This window comes from Nocardioides sp. TRM66260-LWL (genome assembly GCF_020075545.1).
Lineage (GTDB): Bacteria > Actinomycetota > Actinomycetes > Propionibacteriales > Nocardioidaceae > Nocardioides.
The window spans coordinates 117,979-132,742 of sequence record NZ_JAIQZK010000009.1; the positions used below are offsets into that span (position 1 = coordinate 117,979).

General features: G+C 73.2%; 17 protein-coding genes. 8 read left to right on the forward strand and 9 right to left on the reverse strand.

Translation table 11 applies throughout. The annotated features are described in order from the left end of the window. Window positions 1-214: 214 nt before the first annotated feature. Window positions 215-1,297: an ABC transporter ATP-binding protein gene (locus K8Z61_RS16970; protein ID WP_224131265.1), complete on the forward strand. Its 1,083-nt coding sequence runs from the start codon at window positions 215-217 to the stop codon at window positions 1,295-1,297. A 139-nt stretch (window positions 1,298-1,436) separates the two neighbouring features. Here the strand turns inward: K8Z61_RS16970 and K8Z61_RS16975 are convergent, their stop codons facing one another. Further along, entirely contained in the window at window positions 1,437-2,342 is a 906-nt protein-coding gene (locus tag K8Z61_RS16975) for an alpha/beta fold hydrolase (protein WP_224131266.1), read from the reverse strand. A 98-nt stretch (window positions 2,343-2,440) separates the two neighbouring features. Between K8Z61_RS16975 and K8Z61_RS16980 the strand changes: the two genes are divergently transcribed. After that, a complete protein-coding gene (locus K8Z61_RS16980; RefSeq protein WP_224131267.1) occupies window positions 2,441-3,316 on the forward strand; it encodes an alpha/beta hydrolase in 876 nt (291 codons plus the stop codon). Here the strand turns inward: K8Z61_RS16980 and glpX are convergent. Then, complete coding sequence (gene glpX, locus K8Z61_RS16985) at window positions 3,281-4,309, reverse strand: class II fructose-bisphosphatase (protein WP_224131268.1); 1,029 nt, start codon at window positions 4,307-4,309, stop codon at window positions 3,281-3,283. The genes K8Z61_RS16980 and glpX overlap by 36 nt on opposite strands. A 95-nt stretch (window positions 4,310-4,404) precedes the next feature. Between glpX and K8Z61_RS16990 the strand changes: the two genes are divergently transcribed. Beyond that, the gene (locus tag K8Z61_RS16990; protein ID WP_224131270.1) at window positions 4,405-5,088 is read left to right on the forward strand and encodes a DNA-3-methyladenine glycosylase I; all 684 of its coding nucleotides are present in this window, start codon (window positions 4,405-4,407) and stop codon (window positions 5,086-5,088) included. Here the strand turns inward: K8Z61_RS16990 and K8Z61_RS16995 are convergent. Then, window positions 5,057-6,355: an SLC13 family permease gene (locus tag K8Z61_RS16995; protein ID WP_224131271.1), complete on the reverse strand. Its 1,299-nt coding sequence runs from the start codon at window positions 6,353-6,355 to the stop codon at window positions 5,057-5,059. The two genes, K8Z61_RS16990 and K8Z61_RS16995, sit on opposite strands and share 32 nt — an antisense overlap. 72 nt (window positions 6,356-6,427) lie before the next feature. Here K8Z61_RS16995 and K8Z61_RS17000 point away from each other — a divergent pair, with 72 nt between their 5' ends. Beyond that, window positions 6,428-6,979 (forward strand): DUF4245 domain-containing protein, encoded by a 552-nt coding sequence (locus tag K8Z61_RS17000; protein ID WP_224131272.1) that lies wholly within the window; start codon window positions 6,428-6,430, stop codon window positions 6,977-6,979. A gap of 13 nt (window positions 6,980-6,992) precedes the next feature. Here the strand turns inward: K8Z61_RS17000 and K8Z61_RS17005 are convergent, their stop codons facing one another. Together K8Z61_RS17005 and xseA are read right to left on the reverse strand one after the other, a co-directional pair. Beyond that, on the reverse strand, window positions 6,993-7,265 hold the full coding sequence (locus tag K8Z61_RS17005; RefSeq protein ID WP_224131274.1) for an exodeoxyribonuclease VII small subunit: 273 nt from the start codon (window positions 7,263-7,265) through the stop codon (window positions 6,993-6,995). Beyond that, entirely contained in the window at window positions 7,258-8,484 is a 1,227-nt protein-coding gene (xseA, locus tag K8Z61_RS17010) for an exodeoxyribonuclease VII large subunit (protein WP_224131276.1), read from the reverse strand. The genes K8Z61_RS17005 and xseA overlap by 8 nt, the downstream gene beginning before the upstream one ends. Window positions 8,485-8,563: 79 nt before the next feature. On the opposite strand from xseA, the gene K8Z61_RS17015 reads away from it, so the two are divergent. Further along, window positions 8,564-9,568 (forward strand): 4-hydroxy-3-methylbut-2-enyl diphosphate reductase, encoded by a 1,005-nt coding sequence (locus tag K8Z61_RS17015; RefSeq protein ID WP_224131277.1) that lies wholly within the window; start codon window positions 8,564-8,566, stop codon window positions 9,566-9,568. On the opposite strand, the gene K8Z61_RS17020 is transcribed toward K8Z61_RS17015, so the two are convergent. Both K8Z61_RS17020 and K8Z61_RS17025 read right to left on the reverse strand, forming a co-directional pair. Continuing rightward, entirely contained in the window at window positions 9,543-9,950 is a 408-nt protein-coding gene (locus tag K8Z61_RS17020) for a GtrA family protein (RefSeq protein WP_224131292.1), read from the reverse strand. The genes K8Z61_RS17015 and K8Z61_RS17020 overlap by 26 nt on opposite strands. Next, window positions 9,947-11,020: a glycosyltransferase family 2 protein gene (locus K8Z61_RS17025; protein ID WP_224131279.1), complete on the reverse strand. Its 1,074-nt coding sequence runs from the start codon at window positions 11,018-11,020 to the stop codon at window positions 9,947-9,949. The genes K8Z61_RS17020 and K8Z61_RS17025 overlap by 4 nt, the downstream gene beginning before the upstream one ends. A gap of 136 nt (window positions 11,021-11,156) precedes the next feature. Here K8Z61_RS17025 and K8Z61_RS17030 point away from each other — a divergent pair, with 136 nt between their 5' ends. Continuing rightward, the gene (locus K8Z61_RS17030; RefSeq protein WP_224131280.1) at window positions 11,157-11,777 is read left to right on the forward strand and encodes an L-threonylcarbamoyladenylate synthase; all 621 of its coding nucleotides are present in this window, start codon (window positions 11,157-11,159) and stop codon (window positions 11,775-11,777) included. Between the two features lie 80 nt (window positions 11,778-11,857). On the opposite strand, the gene K8Z61_RS17035 is transcribed toward K8Z61_RS17030, so the two are convergent. Both K8Z61_RS17035 and K8Z61_RS17040 read right to left on the reverse strand, forming a co-directional pair. Further along, a complete protein-coding gene (locus K8Z61_RS17035) occupies window positions 11,858-12,256 on the reverse strand; it encodes a DUF6542 domain-containing protein (protein WP_224131281.1) in 399 nt (132 codons plus the stop codon). After that, window positions 12,253-13,419, reverse strand: a complete 1,167-nt coding sequence (locus K8Z61_RS17040; protein WP_224131282.1) for a DNA recombination protein RmuC — start codon at window positions 13,417-13,419, stop codon at window positions 12,253-12,255. Before K8Z61_RS17040 ends, K8Z61_RS17035 begins: the two co-directional genes overlap by 4 nt. 125 nt (window positions 13,420-13,544) lie before the next feature. On the opposite strand from K8Z61_RS17040, the gene K8Z61_RS17045 reads away from it, so the two are divergent. Both K8Z61_RS17045 and K8Z61_RS17050 read left to right on the forward strand, forming a co-directional pair. Then, complete coding sequence (locus K8Z61_RS17045; RefSeq protein ID WP_224131283.1) at window positions 13,545-13,859, forward strand: hypothetical protein; 315 nt, start codon at window positions 13,545-13,547, stop codon at window positions 13,857-13,859. A gap of 447 nt (window positions 13,860-14,306) precedes the next feature. Next, the coding region (locus K8Z61_RS17050; RefSeq protein ID WP_224131284.1) for a DDE-type integrase/transposase/recombinase at window positions 14,307-14,764 on the forward strand (458 nt) is incomplete at its 3' end.

The window sequence follows — 14,764 nt, forward strand, 5'->3', positions numbered from 1 at the left end:
TTACCGTCTCGAGACCAAGCGTCCGCGACCGGTCTGCTCCGGCCCGCGTCGGCGTTGACGGCGCGTCCGCGGGGTGCCTACGCTCCGGGCCTCGTGTGACCTGCGCCATGCTCCGCGGGCTGGCCGGCGTCGCGCGTCAGGTGGCCGGACGTCCGTCCGGTCGCTCCTCACATTCGGATCGTCGGCACGTTCCTGCCGGTGAAGGAGAGTCGCAATGGTCAACGTGCGTTTCGAGAAGGCGCAGCGCTGGTACCCGGGGGCCGACACGCCGGCCGTGCCCGGCATCGACCTGGAGATCGAGGACGGCGAGTTCATGGTGCTCGTCGGTCCGTCGGGCTGTGGCAAGTCCACGACCCTGCGGATGCTCGCGGGGCTGGAGGAGGTGAACTCCGGCCGCATCCTGATCGGCGATCGCGACATCACGCGGCTGCCTCCCAAGGACCGCGACATCGCGATGGTGTTCCAGAACTACGCGCTGTACCCCCACATGTCCGTGGCCGAGAACATGGGCTTCGCGCTCAAGATGGCCAAGGTGCCCACCGCCGAGCGGGAGAAGCGGGTCAAGGACGCCGCCGCCATCCTCGGGCTCACCGAGTACCTCGAGCGCAAGCCGAAGGCGCTCTCCGGCGGTCAGCGCCAGCGCGTCGCCATGGGCCGCGCGATCGTCCGGCAGCCGCAGGTGTTCTGCATGGACGAGCCGCTGTCGAACCTCGACGCGAAGATGCGGGTCCAGACCCGCACCGACATCGCCAAGCTCCAGGCCGACCTCGGCATCACGACCGTCTACGTCACCCACGACCAGGTCGAGGCCATGACGATGGGCGACCGCGTCGCGGTGATGAAGCTCGGCGAGCTGCAGCAGGTCGACACCCCGCTGCGGCTCTACGACAAGCCGGCCAACCTGTTCGTCGCGGGCTTCATCGGCTCGCCCCAGATGAACCTGCTCGAGGCCGTCGCCGCCGACGGCAAGGCCCGGGTCGGCGGCTACGAGGTGCCGGTCGACCCGGTCGCCGCGCAGCGGATGACCGGTCGCATCACCGTCGGCGTGCGTCCCGAGGCGTGGCGCGTCGTCGGGCCGGACGCCGGCGGCCTGCCGATCACCGTCACCGTCGTCGAGGAGCTCGGCGCCGACGGGTTCGTCTACGGCACCTGCGACGTCGAGGGGACGCCGTCGAACGTCATCGTGCGCATCAGCGCCCGCGACTCGATCCGCAAGGGCGAGGTCATCCACGTCACCACCGACCCGGCCCACGTGCACGTCTTCGACACCGAGACCGGCGCCCGGCTCTCGGACTGACGTCGGGCCGCGCCGCCCCATGTACCGGCCGCGCCGCCCCATGTGACGCGGAGTCCCGTGAACTGACCACCCCTCCTGAGGGGTGGGAAGTTCACGGGACTCCGCGTTACAAGCGTTGGTGGGCGCCGGCGGGAGAGCGTCAGGCGCGGTCGGCGTTGCGGCGGATCGCGTCGATGAGCCGCGGCCACAGCTCCTCGGGGGTGTCGTGGCCCATGCCGCCGATCAGCACCAGCTCCGAGCCGGGGACGGCGGCGGCGGTGGCGCGTCCGCCCGAGACGTGCACCATCTTGTCGGCCATGCCGTGGACGACGGTCGTCGGCACCCGCAGCGACCGCAGGGCCTCGGTGCGGTCGGGCTGGGTGAGCACCGCGAGCATCTGGCGCAGGACGCCGCTGGCGCTGACGCCGCGGCGGTAGGTCTCGCTGGCGCGCGCCCGCAGCATCTCCTCGGGGGATGGGTAGCCGGGCGAGCCGATGAGCCGCCACACCTTGAGCGAGTTGGCGACGTAGCCGTCCTCGTCGGGACCGGCCGAGCCGAGCAGGACGGGGATCAGCGACGGGTGCTGCCAGCCGACGGTGCGCCGACCGGTCGTCGACATGATCGAGGTCATCGAGCGCACCCGCTCGGGGTGGGCCAGCGCCATCGTCTGGACGATCATGCCGCCCATCGAGATGCCGGCCACGTGGGCCGAGGCCAGGCCGAGGTGGTCGAGCAGGCCGAAGGCGTCGTCGGCGAGGTCGCCCATGCCGTACGGCGCCGCGACCGGCAGGCCGAGGAAGGCCCGCACGATCGCGCTGCGGCCGACCCGCTGGCGGATGCGGGTGGAGCGCCCGGTGTCGCGGTTGTCGTAGCGGACGACGTAGAAGCCGCGCTCGGCCAGCTGCTCGCAGAAGGCCGTGGGCCACCACGTCATCGGCCCCCCGAGCCCCATGACGAGCAGCAGCGGCTCGTCGGAGGCGTCGCCGAAGGTCTGGTAGCAGAGCTCGAGGGAGGATCCGAGCGGAGCCAGCAGCTCGTCGGACGCCTGGGGAGTCGTCTGGGCCATGTGCCGAGTGAACCGCATGGGCCATCTGCGGCGCCGTCCGACCCCCGTGAGGGTGATCCAGGCCACGGTGGCGTTCACCTGGCCGTAACGTGACCTATGTGAACGAGACCACCATGGGCGCCTTCCTCCTCCCCGAGGGCTTCCGCCGACCCGCCGCCGTCGCCATGCTGCGCGAGGGGCTGGTCGTCGGCGAGGCCGGACGCAGCGTCGTCCACTCCCTCGCCGAGCGCCGCGCACGCCGCCGCCGGCCCTACGCCGGACCCGCGGTGCAGCGCCACGGCGACCCGGTGCTGCTGGTGCCGGGCTTCTTCGCCGGCGACTACTCCCTGCGCACCATCGCCGCGCACCTGCGCTCGCAGGGCTGGCGCACCTACCGCGCGCACATCCTGGCCAACGTCGACTGCACGTTGAGCGCCGCCGCGCTGCTGGAGTCGCGGATCGAGCGGATCGTGGAGCGTCGCGAGCAGAAGGTGCAGATCGTCGGGCACAGCCTCGGCGGCATGCTGGCCCGCGGCATCGCCGTGCGGCGCCCCGACCTGGTCTCCGGCATCGTGACGATGGGCTCGCCGATGATGGCGCCGGGCGCCCACCACCGGGCGCTGACGGCCGGCGCGGCCGCGCTCGTCGCCCTGAACCGGGTCGGCGTGCCGGGCCTCATGGCCAGCGACTGCGTCGGCGGCGACTGCGCGCGTCAGTCCTTCGAGGAGAGCCGCCTGCCGGTGCCGGGCGACGTCGCCTTCACCGCGCTGTGGTCGCGCAACGACGGCATCGTCTGGCCTTGGGCGTGCATCGACCCGCAGGCCGACGCCGTCGAGGTGCGGGCCTCGCACCTCGGGATGGCCGTCGACCCGCGGGTCGCGCGGGAGGTCTCCTCCGCCCTGACGCGGCACCGGGCGCGCCGGGCCGGCGTCGAGAGCGGCACCGTGACCGCCTTGGGCTCAGCTCTCGAAGTCGATCGCGGAGTAGGCGCGTAGCTTGCCGAGGCGGTGCTCGGAGGTGATCGTGCGGATCGTCCCCGAGCGCGAGCGCATGACCAGCGACTGGGTGATCGCCCCGCCGGGCGTGTAGCGCACCCCGCGCAGCAGCTCGCCGTCGGTGATGCCGGTGGCGACGAAGAAGCAGTCGTCGCCGGTGACGAGGTCGTCGGTGGTGAGGATCGCCTCGGCCGAGAGGTCGTGGCCGGCGTCGAGCGCGCGCTGGCGCTCGTCGTCGTCCTGCGGCCACAGGCGGCCCTGGATGACGCCGCCCAGGCACTTCATCGCGCAGGCGGTGATGATGCCCTCGGGGGTGCCGCCGATGCCGAGCAGCAGGTCGACGCCGGTGTCCTGGCGGGCCGCCATGATCGCGCCGGCGACGTCGCCATCGCTGATGAACTTGATCATCGCGCCGGTGGCGCGGATGTCGTCGACCAGCTGCTGGTGACGGGGCCGGTCGAGCAGCACGACCTTGACGTCGGCGGGCCGCTTGCCCTTGGCCTTGGCGACCGCGGCGATGTTCTCGGCGACGGGGAGGCGGATGTCGACGACGTCGGCGGCCTCCGGGCCGGTGACCAGCTTCTCCATGTAGAAGACCGCGCTGGGGTCGTACATCGAGCCGCGCGGCGAGACGGCCAGCACCGAGACGGCGTTGGTCATGCCCTTGGCTGTCAGCGTGGTGCCGTCGATCGGGTCGACGGCGACGTCGCACTCCGGGCCGGTGCCGTCGCCGACGAGCTCGCCGTTGTAGAGCATCGGGGCGTTGTCCTTCTCGCCCTCGCCGATGACCACGACGCCCTGCATGCCGATGGTGGAGATGAGCACGCGCATGGCGTTGACGGCCACGCCGTCGGCGCCGTTCTTGTCGCCGCGGCCGACCCAGCGACCCGCGGCCATCGCCGCGGCCTCGGTGACCCGGACGAGCTCGAGGGCGAGGTTGCGGTCGGGGGACTGGGGGTCGACGGACAGGTCGGCGGTCTGCGGCGGCGTCATGGCCGCAGGCTACCGGTCGGCGCCGACGCTCCGAGGCGGGAGCGGAGGGGCGGGACGCAGGTCACGATGTCGGTCCGGACTGGTAGGACGGGCGGGTGACGTCGCCCGCCCCGACCCCGCCGCCGACCCCGTCCCCGGCCCCGTCCGCACCGCCGGCCGAGCCCGGCCCCGACGGCCTGCCGCGCTGCCCGTGGGCCCTGGCCGCGCCGACCTATCCCGAGTACCGCCGCTACCACGACGAGGAGTGGGGGTTCCCCGTCGTCGACGACCGCCGGCTCTTCGAGAAGCTGTGCCTCGAGGGGTTCCAGTCGGGGCTGGCCTGGCGCACGATCCTGGCCAAGCGCGAGGCGTTCCGGGCCGCGTTCGCCGGCTTCGACGCCGAGACCGTCGCCGGCTTCGGTGAGGCCGACGTGGCCCGGCTGCTCGGCGACGCCGGCATCGTGCGACACCGGGGCAAGATCGAGGCCGCGATCCACAACGCCCGGCGCCTGCTGGAGCTGCAGGAGGAGACCACCCTCGCGGCGCACGTGTGGTCCTTCGAGCCCGACCCGGCCGACCTCCCGGCGCCGCAGACCGCCACGACGTCCCCCGCGTCGATCGCCCTGGCCCGCGATCTCAAGCGGCGCGGCTGGCGGTTCGTCGGTCCCACCACGATGCACGCGTTCCTGCAGTCCATGGGCCTGATCGACGACCACGTCGAGGGCTGCGTCACGCGGGACGAGGTCGAGGCCGCGCGGGCCTCGCTGGTCAGGCCAGGCCGCTCGTCGCCCACAGCGTGACGACGGCCAGCACCACCACCGGCGGGGTGGCCAGCAGCGAGCGCCGGTGGAACTCGCCGAGCGGGGTGGCCGCGGGCGTCCCCTCCAGGGTGCGCCGCCACAGCAGGTTGGCCAGCGAGCCGGTGTAGGTGAGCCCGGCGCCGGCGTCGAGGCCGATCAGTGCGGCGAGCACCGCCAGTGGGCCGAGCGGCGCGACGAGCGGGACGACGAGCAGCGTCGCGCTGAGGTTCGTCACCAGGTTGGCCACCAGCGTCGCGATGCCGGCCACGCCGAGCAGCACCAGCAGGCCGGAGGTCGAGCCGAGATCGACCGGTCCGTCGCCGACGACCCGCCGCACCAGCGCGCGCAGGGCGTCGCCGGGCGCGGTGTCGGCCACGGCCGCCACCACCACGCCGAGCCCGAGCACGTAGACCGCGAACGACGGGGACGCGGCCCGCACGGCCTCGCCGGCGTCGAGCATGCGGCGCGGCAGCGCCCAGAGGAGGAGCACCAGCGCCGCCGCCGCTGCGATCCAGCCGGGCTCGACGTCGAGCGCCGAGCCCACGGCGAAGCCGGCCAGCATCAGCGCCACCGTCGCGACCGGGACCAGCGGCACCCGCCCGACCTCTTCCGCCGAGGCCGGAGCGGGAGCGGGTGCGGCGCCCGCGGCGACGGGCGCCGGCCGCACCAGCACCCGGGTGAGCAGCGCCTCGGCGAGCACGACCACCACCAGCGTCGGCGCCATGGCCCGGGCGAAGGCGCCGAAGCCGAGGGGCAGGTCGGGCATCGCCAGCAGGTTGGTCAGGTTCGCGACCGGCAGCAGCAGGGACGCGGAGTTGGCCAGCCGCAGGCACACCCACGCCCCGGGCGCGGAGGAGAGCCGTCGGGCCACCGCCACGGCCACCACCACCGGCGTCAGCAGCACGACCGTGGCGTCGAGGCTGAGCACGGTCGTGACGACCGTGGCCACCGCCACGACCGCGAGCAGCAGGCGCGTCGGGGAGTCGCCGGCGAGCCGTCCGGCGGCCGCGGCGGCCGCCGCGAACAGCCCGGCCCGGCCGCAGACCTCGGCGACCACCAGGACGGCGGCGAGGAACAGGACGACGGGGGCGAGCCGCTCGAGCGCGTCGGCGGCGTCGGCGGTGCTCGCCGCGCCCACGGCCAGCACCAGCGCCGAGGCGCCGAGCGCCGCGCCGGCCTCCACGAGCGGGCGCGGGTGGCGCCAGGCCGTCACCAGCAGGGCGAGCAGGGCCAGGACGGCGACGACGGACAGCAGGGGCTCGCTCACGGCGCAGATCATCGCCTCCGTCGGCCGCGGGCGGGGTCACCCCCTCACCGGGCCCCTGGGAGGATGGGCCGCGTGAGTGAGAAGCCCGGCCGCTACAACCGCTCCGCCGGCGGTCTGCTCGGCTCGATGATCGTGCTGGTCGCGCTGGTGATCGCGTTCGTGCTGTTCCGCGGCACCTTCCGCGACACCCCGACGTACCAGGCGCCGAACCTCGACTACGCGAAGGTCGTCTCCGAGGCCAAGGCCGGCGGCATCGAGCTCGTCGCCCCGCGCACGCTGCCCGAGGGCTGGCGCACCTCGTCGGTGACCTTCACCCCGGGCGACCGCTGGACCTGGGCGATGGCCTTCCTCACCGCCGAGGGGAAGTTCGCCGGCCTCTACGAGGAGGACGAGGACGTCGCCAGCCTGCTCGACACCCTCGTCGACAAGGACCCGCAGGCCGGCGATCCGATCAGCGTCACCGGCTCCGTGGCCCCCACCTGGGACTCCTGGTCGGACGCCGGCGGCGACCATGCCTTCACCGCCGAGGTGGGCTCGGGCGAGGCGAAGCGCACCGTGGTCGTCTACGGCTCGGCGCCGGTCGAGGACCTGCGTCGCCTCGTCGACTCCCTGCAGCGCGGCTGAGCCGCGAGCGCGCTCAGCCCTCGGAGTCGTCGGAGCCGTCGGCGACGACGGCGACGACGGCGTCGAGCCGCGCCCGGGCGCCGTCGAGCCACTCCTGGCACCATCCGGCCAGCTGCTCGCCGCGCTCCCACAGCGCGAGCGACTCCTCGAGCGTGGTGCCACCGGTCTCGAGCCGGCGCACCACCTCGACGAGCTCCTCGCGGGCGGCCTCGTAGCTGGCCGGACGGTCGGGCTCGGGGGTCGGGGCGGCGGTGGCGGCCGACCTCCGCGCGGGCTTCTCAGGCATCGGTCTCCTCGACGGCGGTGACGGCCAGCGCCAGGCGGCCGTCGGCCACCCGCGCGCTCAGGGACTGCGGGGGTGCGACCCCGGCGACGGACGCGACGACGTGCCCGTCGGCGTCCTGCAGCACCGCGTAGCCGCGGCGCAGGACCTCCAGCGGCGAGAGCGCCCGGGCGCGCAGCCGCTGGCTCTCGACGTCGTCGGCGGCCCGCTCGAGCCGGTGCCGCACGGTGCGACGGCTCCGCTCGCGCAGCGCGGCGAGCTCCTCGAGCCGTCGGTCGACCAGGCTGCGGGGATCGGCGAGCGCCGGCCGGCTGCGCAGCGCGGCGAGCAAGGCGTCCTCGCGGTGGAGCAGTCCGGCGAGCTGGCCGCGCAGCCGCTGTCGGGCCGCCTCGACGCCGCGGGCCTCCTCGGCGACGTCGGGCACCACCAGGCGGCCGGCGTCGGTGGGGGTGGAGGCGCGGACGTCGGCGACGAGGTCGAGGAGCGGGGAGTCGGGCTCGTGGCCGATCGCGGAGACCACCGGCGTGCGCAGCCGGTGGACGGCGCGCAGCAGCCCCTCGTCGGAGAACGGCAGGAGGTCCTCGACGGCGCCGCCGCCGCGGGCCACGACGACGACGTCGACCTCGGGGTGGCGCTCGAGCCGCTCGAGCGCGTCGATGACCTCGCCGGCGCAGCGCGGGCCCTGCATGGTGGCGTAGGCGGTCTCGAACACCACGCCCGGCCAGCGACGCCGGGCGTTCTCGACGACGTCGCGCTCGGCCGCGCTGTTCGGCGCGGTGACCAGCCCGACGCGGCGCGGCAGGAACGGCGGGCGGCGCTTGAGCTCGGCGGCGAAGAGCCCCTCGGCGGCGAGCAGCTGGCGGCGTCGCTCGATCTGGGCGAGCAGCTCGCCCAGGCCGACCATGCGGATCTCGCGGGCCTGCAGCGAGAGGGTGCCCCGCGCGGCGTAGTAGGACGGCTTGGCGTGCACGACGACGCTCGCGCCCTCGACCAGCGGCGGGTTGAGGGAGTCGACGTAGACCCGCTGCGCGGTGACCGGGATCGAGATGTCGGCGACCGCGTCGCGCAGCGTCAGGAACACCGTGGCCAGGCCGGGGCGCCGGTTGAGCTGCGCCACCTGGCCCTCGACCCACACCGCGCCGAGCCGGTCGACGTATCCGGAGATGAGCATCGCGATCTGGCGCACCGGGGCGGGCGCGCTCGGCGAGGTCTCCAGGGCCATGGCCGGGACCCTAGCCGGGGCCGCCGACAGCGCCCGCGGGGATGGGCGCGTCCGCGCGGGCCCCGACTACCCTGGGCGCATGAGCACCGAGATCGGCATGCCGCCCGTCCTGAGCCCCGAGGACGCCGAGAAGGCCGTCCTGCTGGCGGCCCCGCGCGGCTACTGCGCCGGCGTCGACCGGGCGGTCGTCACGGTCGAGACCGCGCTCGACCTCTACGGCTCGCCGGTCTACGTGCGCAAGCAGATCGTGCACAACAAGCACGTCGTCGCCGACCTGGAGTCGCGCGGCGCCGTCTTCGTGGAGGAGCTCGACGAGGTGCCCGCGGGCGCCACGGTCGTCTTCTCCGCCCACGGCGTCTCCCCGGAGGTGCACCGGCAGGCCGCCGAGCGCGACCTCAAGACGATCGACGCCACCTGCCCGCTGGTCACGAAGGTGCACCACGAGGCGCGGCGGTTCGCCGCCGACGACTACGACATCCTGCTGATCGGCCACGAGGGCCACGAGGAGGTCGAGGGCACCGCCGGCGAGGCCCCCGAGCACATCCAGCTCGTCCAGAGCCCCGCCGACGTGCCCGGCATCGTCGTCCGCGACCCCGAGCGGGTCGCCTGGCTCTCCCAGACCACGCTCTCGGTCGACGAGACCCTCGAGACCGTCGCCGCGATCCGCGAGCGCTTCCCCGCGCTGCTCGACCCGCCGAGCGACGACATCTGCTACGCGACCCAGAACCGCCAGCTCGCCGTCAAGGAGATCTCCGAGGGCACCGACCTGGTGATCGTGGTCGGCTCGGGCAACTCGTCGAACTCGGTGCGGCTGGTCGAGGTCGCGCTCGAGGCGGGCGCGAAGGCGTCCTACCGCGTCGACGACGCCTCCGAGATCGACGAGGCGTGGCTCGAGGGCGTCCGCACCGTCAGCGTCACCTCGGGCGCGAGCGTCCCGGAGGCGCTGGTGGAGGGCGTGCTCGCCTTCCTCGCCGAGCGCGGCTACCCCGACGCCCGCGCGGTGCACAGCGCGGAGGAGTCGCTGGTCTTCGCGCTGCCCAAGGAGCTGCGCCGCGACCTCAAGGCCGCGGGACGCTCGGTCTGACGTCCGTCGCGCGGCCTGCTGCCTCGCCCCACACCCACGTCCGGTAGGCCGTCCAGGTCAGCACGACGCCGACGCCGACCGCGAGCAGCTTCGCGGGGACGACGCCGACCCCGGCGCGGGTCAGCACGCTGATCGCCAGTGGCTGCGCCAGCCACAGGGCGACGGCGTTGACGAGCAGGAAGCGCAGCGCCCGCCGGGGCGTCAGGGTCGCGTCGCGGAAGGTGACGCGGCCGTGGCCGAGGAGTCCGAGCAGCACGCCGGCGCTGGTCGAGACCGCGTTGGCGCACACCGTCCCGAGGGGCTCGTGCAGCAGGGCGAAGAGGCCGACGTCGACGCCGGTGTTCGCCAGGCCGACGAGCGCGAACCGCAGGCGGGTGCTCAGGACGCGCCGTCCCGTCGTCCGGTCAGGGCCGCCGGGACGGTCGGCGGCGTGGCCGCCCCGCGGCTGAGGGTTCGGACGCCGGGCCGGTCGCCGCGGGCCGCGAGGGCGAGGGAGTACAGCGGACGGCCCTGCACCTGGGTGTGCACGCGGCCGAGGTAGGAGCCGATGACGCCCATCATGATCAGCTGCAGGCCGCCCATGAGCAGCACCGCGACGCCGAGGAACGCCCAGCCCGGCACGGAGTCCTGCGGCGTCAGCACCCGCACCGCGACCACGTAGGCCGCGAGCAGCAGGCTGAGCAGCGAGATGCCGAAGCCGAGCCGGGAGATCCAGCGCAGCGGCGCGGCCGAGAACCCGACGATCCCGTCTGCGGCGAAGCGCAGCATCGTCCGCAGCGGGTAGCCGGTCGTGCCCGCGTGCCGCTCGTCGCGGTCGAAGAGCACCGCCTCCTGCCGGAAGCCGACGTGGGCGACGATGCCGCGCAGGAACCGGTCCTGTTCCCGGTAGCGGGCCACCTCGGCGACGACGCGGCGGTCCATGAGCCGGAAGTCGCCGGTGTCGCGGGGGATCTCGATCTCCGACAGCGCGTCGAGCACCCGGTAGAAGCCCCACGCGGTGGCGCGCTTGAACGGGCCGTCGCGGCGGGTGCGGCGCTGGGCGTAGACGACGTCCGCCCCGGCCTCCCATGCCTCGATCAGCTGCAGGGCGACGTGCGGCGGGTCCTGCAGGTCGGTGTCCATGACGATCACGGCGTCGGCGTCGCCGACCGCGTCCAGCCCGGCGGTGACGGCGATCTGGTGGCCGCGGTTGTGCGCCAGCTGCAGCACGCCGACGCGGGAGTCCTGCTGGCGCAGGCCGAGCAGGAGGCGCAGCGAGTCGTCGGTGCTGCCGTCGTCGACGTAGACGAGCTCGACGTCGAGGTCGGGACGCCGGTCGGTGGCCGCCACCAGGGCGGCGTGGAACGCGGGGAGGCTCTCGGCCTCGTCGAGGACCGGCAGCACGAAGGCGATGCGGCGGCGCCCGTGCACCGTGCGCTGCTCGGGGTGGCGGACGGGCGGGGTGCTCTCCATGGTGGCTCCTGGGGCGGGACGAGGCCGGACCCCACCAGTGCGCCAGCGCCGTCCGGCATCGCGCTGGGGCCCGCCTGTGCGTCGCCTGCGAGGTGCTGGCAGGACCCTGTGAGCCGCCGCGCGTAGGGTCCCGGGCATGGCGCGCTTCCTCGACCTGCACCCCGACGACCCGCAGCCGCGGCTGCTCGGCCAGCTGGTGGCGCTGCTGCGCGACGACGCGCTGATCGCCTACCCCACCGACTCCGGGTACGCACTGGGGTGCCGGGTCGGCAACCGGGACGGACGCGACCGCATCCTGCGCATCCGCGGGCTCGACGAGCGCCACCACTTCACCCTCGTCTGCCGCGACTTCTCCCAGCTCGGCACCCTCGTGCACGTCGACAACGCGGCGTTCCGGGCGATCCGCTCGGCGACGCCGGGGCCCTACACGTTCATCCTCCCCGCCACCCCGGAGGTGCCGCGGCGGCTGCTCCACCCCAAGAAGAAGACCGTCGGCGTGCGGATCCCCGACCACCGGTTCGTCCAGGCGCTGCTCGCCGAGCTGGGCGAGCCGCTGCTCTCGAGCACGCTGATCCTCCCCGGCGAGACCGAGCCGCGCACCCAGGGCTGGGAGATCAAGGAGGAGCTCGACCACGTCGTCGACGTCGTCGTCGAGGCGGGGGAGACGCCCGCGGAGCCGACCACCGTCGTCGACTGGTCGGAGGGCGCGCCCGAGGTGCTGCGCCGCGGCGCAGGAGATCCCGACCGGTTCGAGTGAGGCGGGCCGTCAGCGGGTCACGGTGATCGAGCCTGTCGAGATCCCCGCACCGTCGCAGGGCGGCAGCAGCAGCGGGCAGGTCAGCGGGTGACGAGGCGGTGCTGGCGCAGCGCCAGCACCCCCAGGCAGCCCGCGTAGCCGAGCCCGAGCGGCAGGCTGTGCAGCGCCAGGCCGGTGACGACCGCCTGCACCACGCCGTCGTCGGGCTGTGCGATGGCGTCGGGACGCGTCAGCGCCAGCAGCACGAACGCGGCGAGCAGGAGCAGCGGCGGGGCGATGCCGATGGCGAAGAAGTCGCCCGGACGCACCGCCAGCGCGAGCAGCAGGCACAGCGGCACGAAGCCGAGGTCGAGCACCCAGCCGGCGTGGCCGCGGGCGAGGAGGTCGAGCGTGATCAGGGTGAGCGTGCCGGCGACGCCGAGCGTGACGAGCTCCCGGCCGGGGGTGCGGCCCTCGTCCCAGATCACGCGGGAGGTCACGAGACCACGCTAGGGCGCGCGGGCGGATCGCCGGGGGCGCCGCGCCGCCCGGACCGGCCCTGCTGCTCCGAGTGCTCCGAGTGCTGCGACTGCTCCGGCCGCTCCCGCTGCTCGCCCTGCGCCTCCTCGGGCTGGTGCACCGCCCGCAGCGCGACCTGCCGCGGCGCCTCGAGCCCGTCGTCGGTGACCCCGAGGTCGCGGAAGCGTCGCGCCGTGACGAGCACCCGCGCGTCCAGGGAGCCGACGGCGGTGTTGTAGCGACCGACGGCGGCGTTGAGGGAGCGGCCGACCTGGTCGAGGTGGCCGCCGAAGACGGCCAGCCGCTCGTGCAGCTCGCGGCCAAGCCGGTGCACCTCGCGCGCCTGCTCGGCCAGCCGCTCGTGACTCCAGCCCTGGGCGACGGTGCGGAGCAGGGCGATCAGCGTGGTGGGCGTCGCGAGCACCACCTGCCGCTCGGCGGCGTGCTCGATGAGACCGGGCTCGACCTCGAGCGCCGCGGCGAGGAAGGACTCGGCCGGCACGAAGAGGACGACGAACTCCGGGCTGCGCTCCAGGGCCCGCCAGTAGGCCTTGGACGCCAGCCCGTCGACGTGGGTGCGCAGCTGGCGGGCGTGTCGGGCCAGGTGCTTGGCCTGGAGCGCCGCGTCGCCCTGCGCCTCGGCGGTGGTGGCGTCGAGGTAGGCGTCGAGCGGCACCTTGGCGTCGACCACGATGCTGCGCCCGCCCACCAGCGAGACGACGAGGTCGGGCCGCTGCGCGCCGTCGTCGAGGCGCACCTGCTCGGAGAAGTCGCAGCGGTCGACCAGCCCCGCCAGCTCGACGGCCCGGCGCAGGTGCAGCTCGCCCCAGCGCCCGCGCACCTGGGGCCGGCGCAGGGCGGTGGAGAGCGCGCGGGTCTCGGTGCCGAGAAGCTCGGTGGAGCGGCGCACGGCGTCGACCTGCTCGCGCAGCCGCGCGTCCCAGGTGTCGCGCTGGTGGTCGAGATGGAGCAGCTGGTCGGAGAGACGGTCGAGCCCCTGCACCAGCTCGACCCGCTCCTGCGCCGCGCTAAGCGCCGCCACCTGCTCGGGCCGGCCCCGCTGCCACAGCGCGCCGACGGCGAAGCCCAGCGCCGCGCCGACGAGCAGCACGACGAGGGCCAGGAGCAGGGCGGAGGCGGTCATGGGGCCAGGGTGCCGGGCGCCACCGACAATCTTCACACGCATCGAACTGACCTGCTTCTCGGGCGCGAGGCGAGAACGGCAGTCGCGCAACGACGCTGTCCGTCGATTGAATCGACTGTCGACCAGTGCTGTCCTTTGCCGGCAAAAGCCTCTACGGTACCGGTGTGCGAATCCAACTCAGTGTTCCTTTGGTCCTGATGACTTTGGGCATCAGCCTAACCGTCTCTGCCTGTGCCGGTACTCAGTCGAGTGGTGACAGTTCAACGCCTGAGGGAACGCAGAAGGAGATTTTGAACGACGCTTGGGACAAGGTGTCCACAGACGGTCGTCGTAGTGCGTGTGATCAGTTTGAGGCTGACAGCGTCGGATTTTCTTCGAGCTATTTCGGCGGTTCGTACGACTATGACGTCGTGAAGGACTTCATGGAAGACAAATGCTGATCTTATTGATGGTCTAATGTTTGCGATCGCATTGTTCAGTTGATCGCCGATTTACTCCGAATATTGTCCCGTTGTGCCTGGCCTGCTGAGGCACCGATCGTTCGGTAGAACTAGGCGATCAGTCGGCTGTCGTGTCATGGTTGTTCTTTAGTCGCCGGCGTTCGAGGTGCCGTCGAGCGCCGAGAATGCGAAGTTGATGCCGGCTTTCGATCGAGATGGTGCCGATCGCTGAATGGCGTCAGTCGTATAGCGAAGGCGTCAAAAGTGCCAATCCCTCGGAGGGTTTGCTCAAATTTGAGCTTCTCGTGACATTCGGTGTGGATTTGGGGGATGGGGCCGGTGAGCATTGAGTGACGGATCGAGCCTACGGACGGCGCCCGCAGGGTCCACGCCGAGCTGACCATCGGGCGCGGCATCCTGGTCGGCCATAGCCAGGTCGAGCTGCTGATGCGGCGCGCCGGGCTACAGGGCATCAGTGGGCCCAAGAAGTGGCGCAAGATCAAGCCCGATACCGTCGCCACCGACCTCGTCCAGCGCGACTTCAACCGCAACGGCCCGAACCAGCTGTGGGTCACCGACATCACCGAGCACCCGACCCGTGAAGGGAAGGTCTTCTGCTGCGTCGTCCTCGACACCTACTCGCGCCGTGTCGTCGGATGGTCCATCGACGCGTCGCCGACTGCAGTGCTGGTGACCAACGCGCTCGGGATGGCCATCGACAGTCGGCTCGGGCAACGCTCGAAGCCGGGCACGATCATCCACTCGGATCAGGGCGTTCAGGGCGGATTCAACTGGTCGTCGCAACACCACGATTACGGAGGTGTTCAAGGATGGCGACGGCGGACTGGAGCAAGAAGTCCAGCGATGCGCCCGAGGGGCTTCGTCGGCAGTGGCGTGCTGACCGG

Coding starts and splice junctions, on each gene's coding strand:
- K8Z61_RS17040 (WP_224131282.1), bottom strand. CDS start 13,419: ATGACCGCCTCCGCCCTGCTCCTGGCCCTCGTCGTGCTGCTCGTCGGC.
- K8Z61_RS17005 (WP_224131274.1), bottom strand. CDS start 7,265: ATGCCTGAGAAGCCCGCGCGGAGGTCGGCCGCCACCGCCGCCCCGACC.
- xseA (WP_224131276.1), bottom strand. CDS start 8,484: ATGGCCCTGGAGACCTCGCCGAGCGCGCCCGCCCCGGTGCGCCAGATC.
- K8Z61_RS16975 (WP_224131266.1), bottom strand. CDS start 2,342: ATGGCCCAGACGACTCCCCAGGCGTCCGACGAGCTGCTGGCTCCGCTC.
- K8Z61_RS17015 (WP_224131277.1), top strand. CDS start 8,564: ATGAGCACCGAGATCGGCATGCCGCCCGTCCTGAGCCCCGAGGACGCC.
- K8Z61_RS17030 (WP_224131280.1), top strand. CDS start 11,157: ATGGCGCGCTTCCTCGACCTGCACCCCGACGACCCGCAGCCGCGGCTG.
- K8Z61_RS16970 (WP_224131265.1), top strand. CDS start 215: ATGGTCAACGTGCGTTTCGAGAAGGCGCAGCGCTGGTACCCGGGGGCC.
- glpX (WP_224131268.1), bottom strand. CDS start 4,309: ATGACGCCGCCGCAGACCGCCGACCTGTCCGTCGACCCCCAGTCCCCC.
- K8Z61_RS17025 (WP_224131279.1), bottom strand. CDS start 11,020: ATGGAGAGCACCCCGCCCGTCCGCCACCCCGAGCAGCGCACGGTGCAC.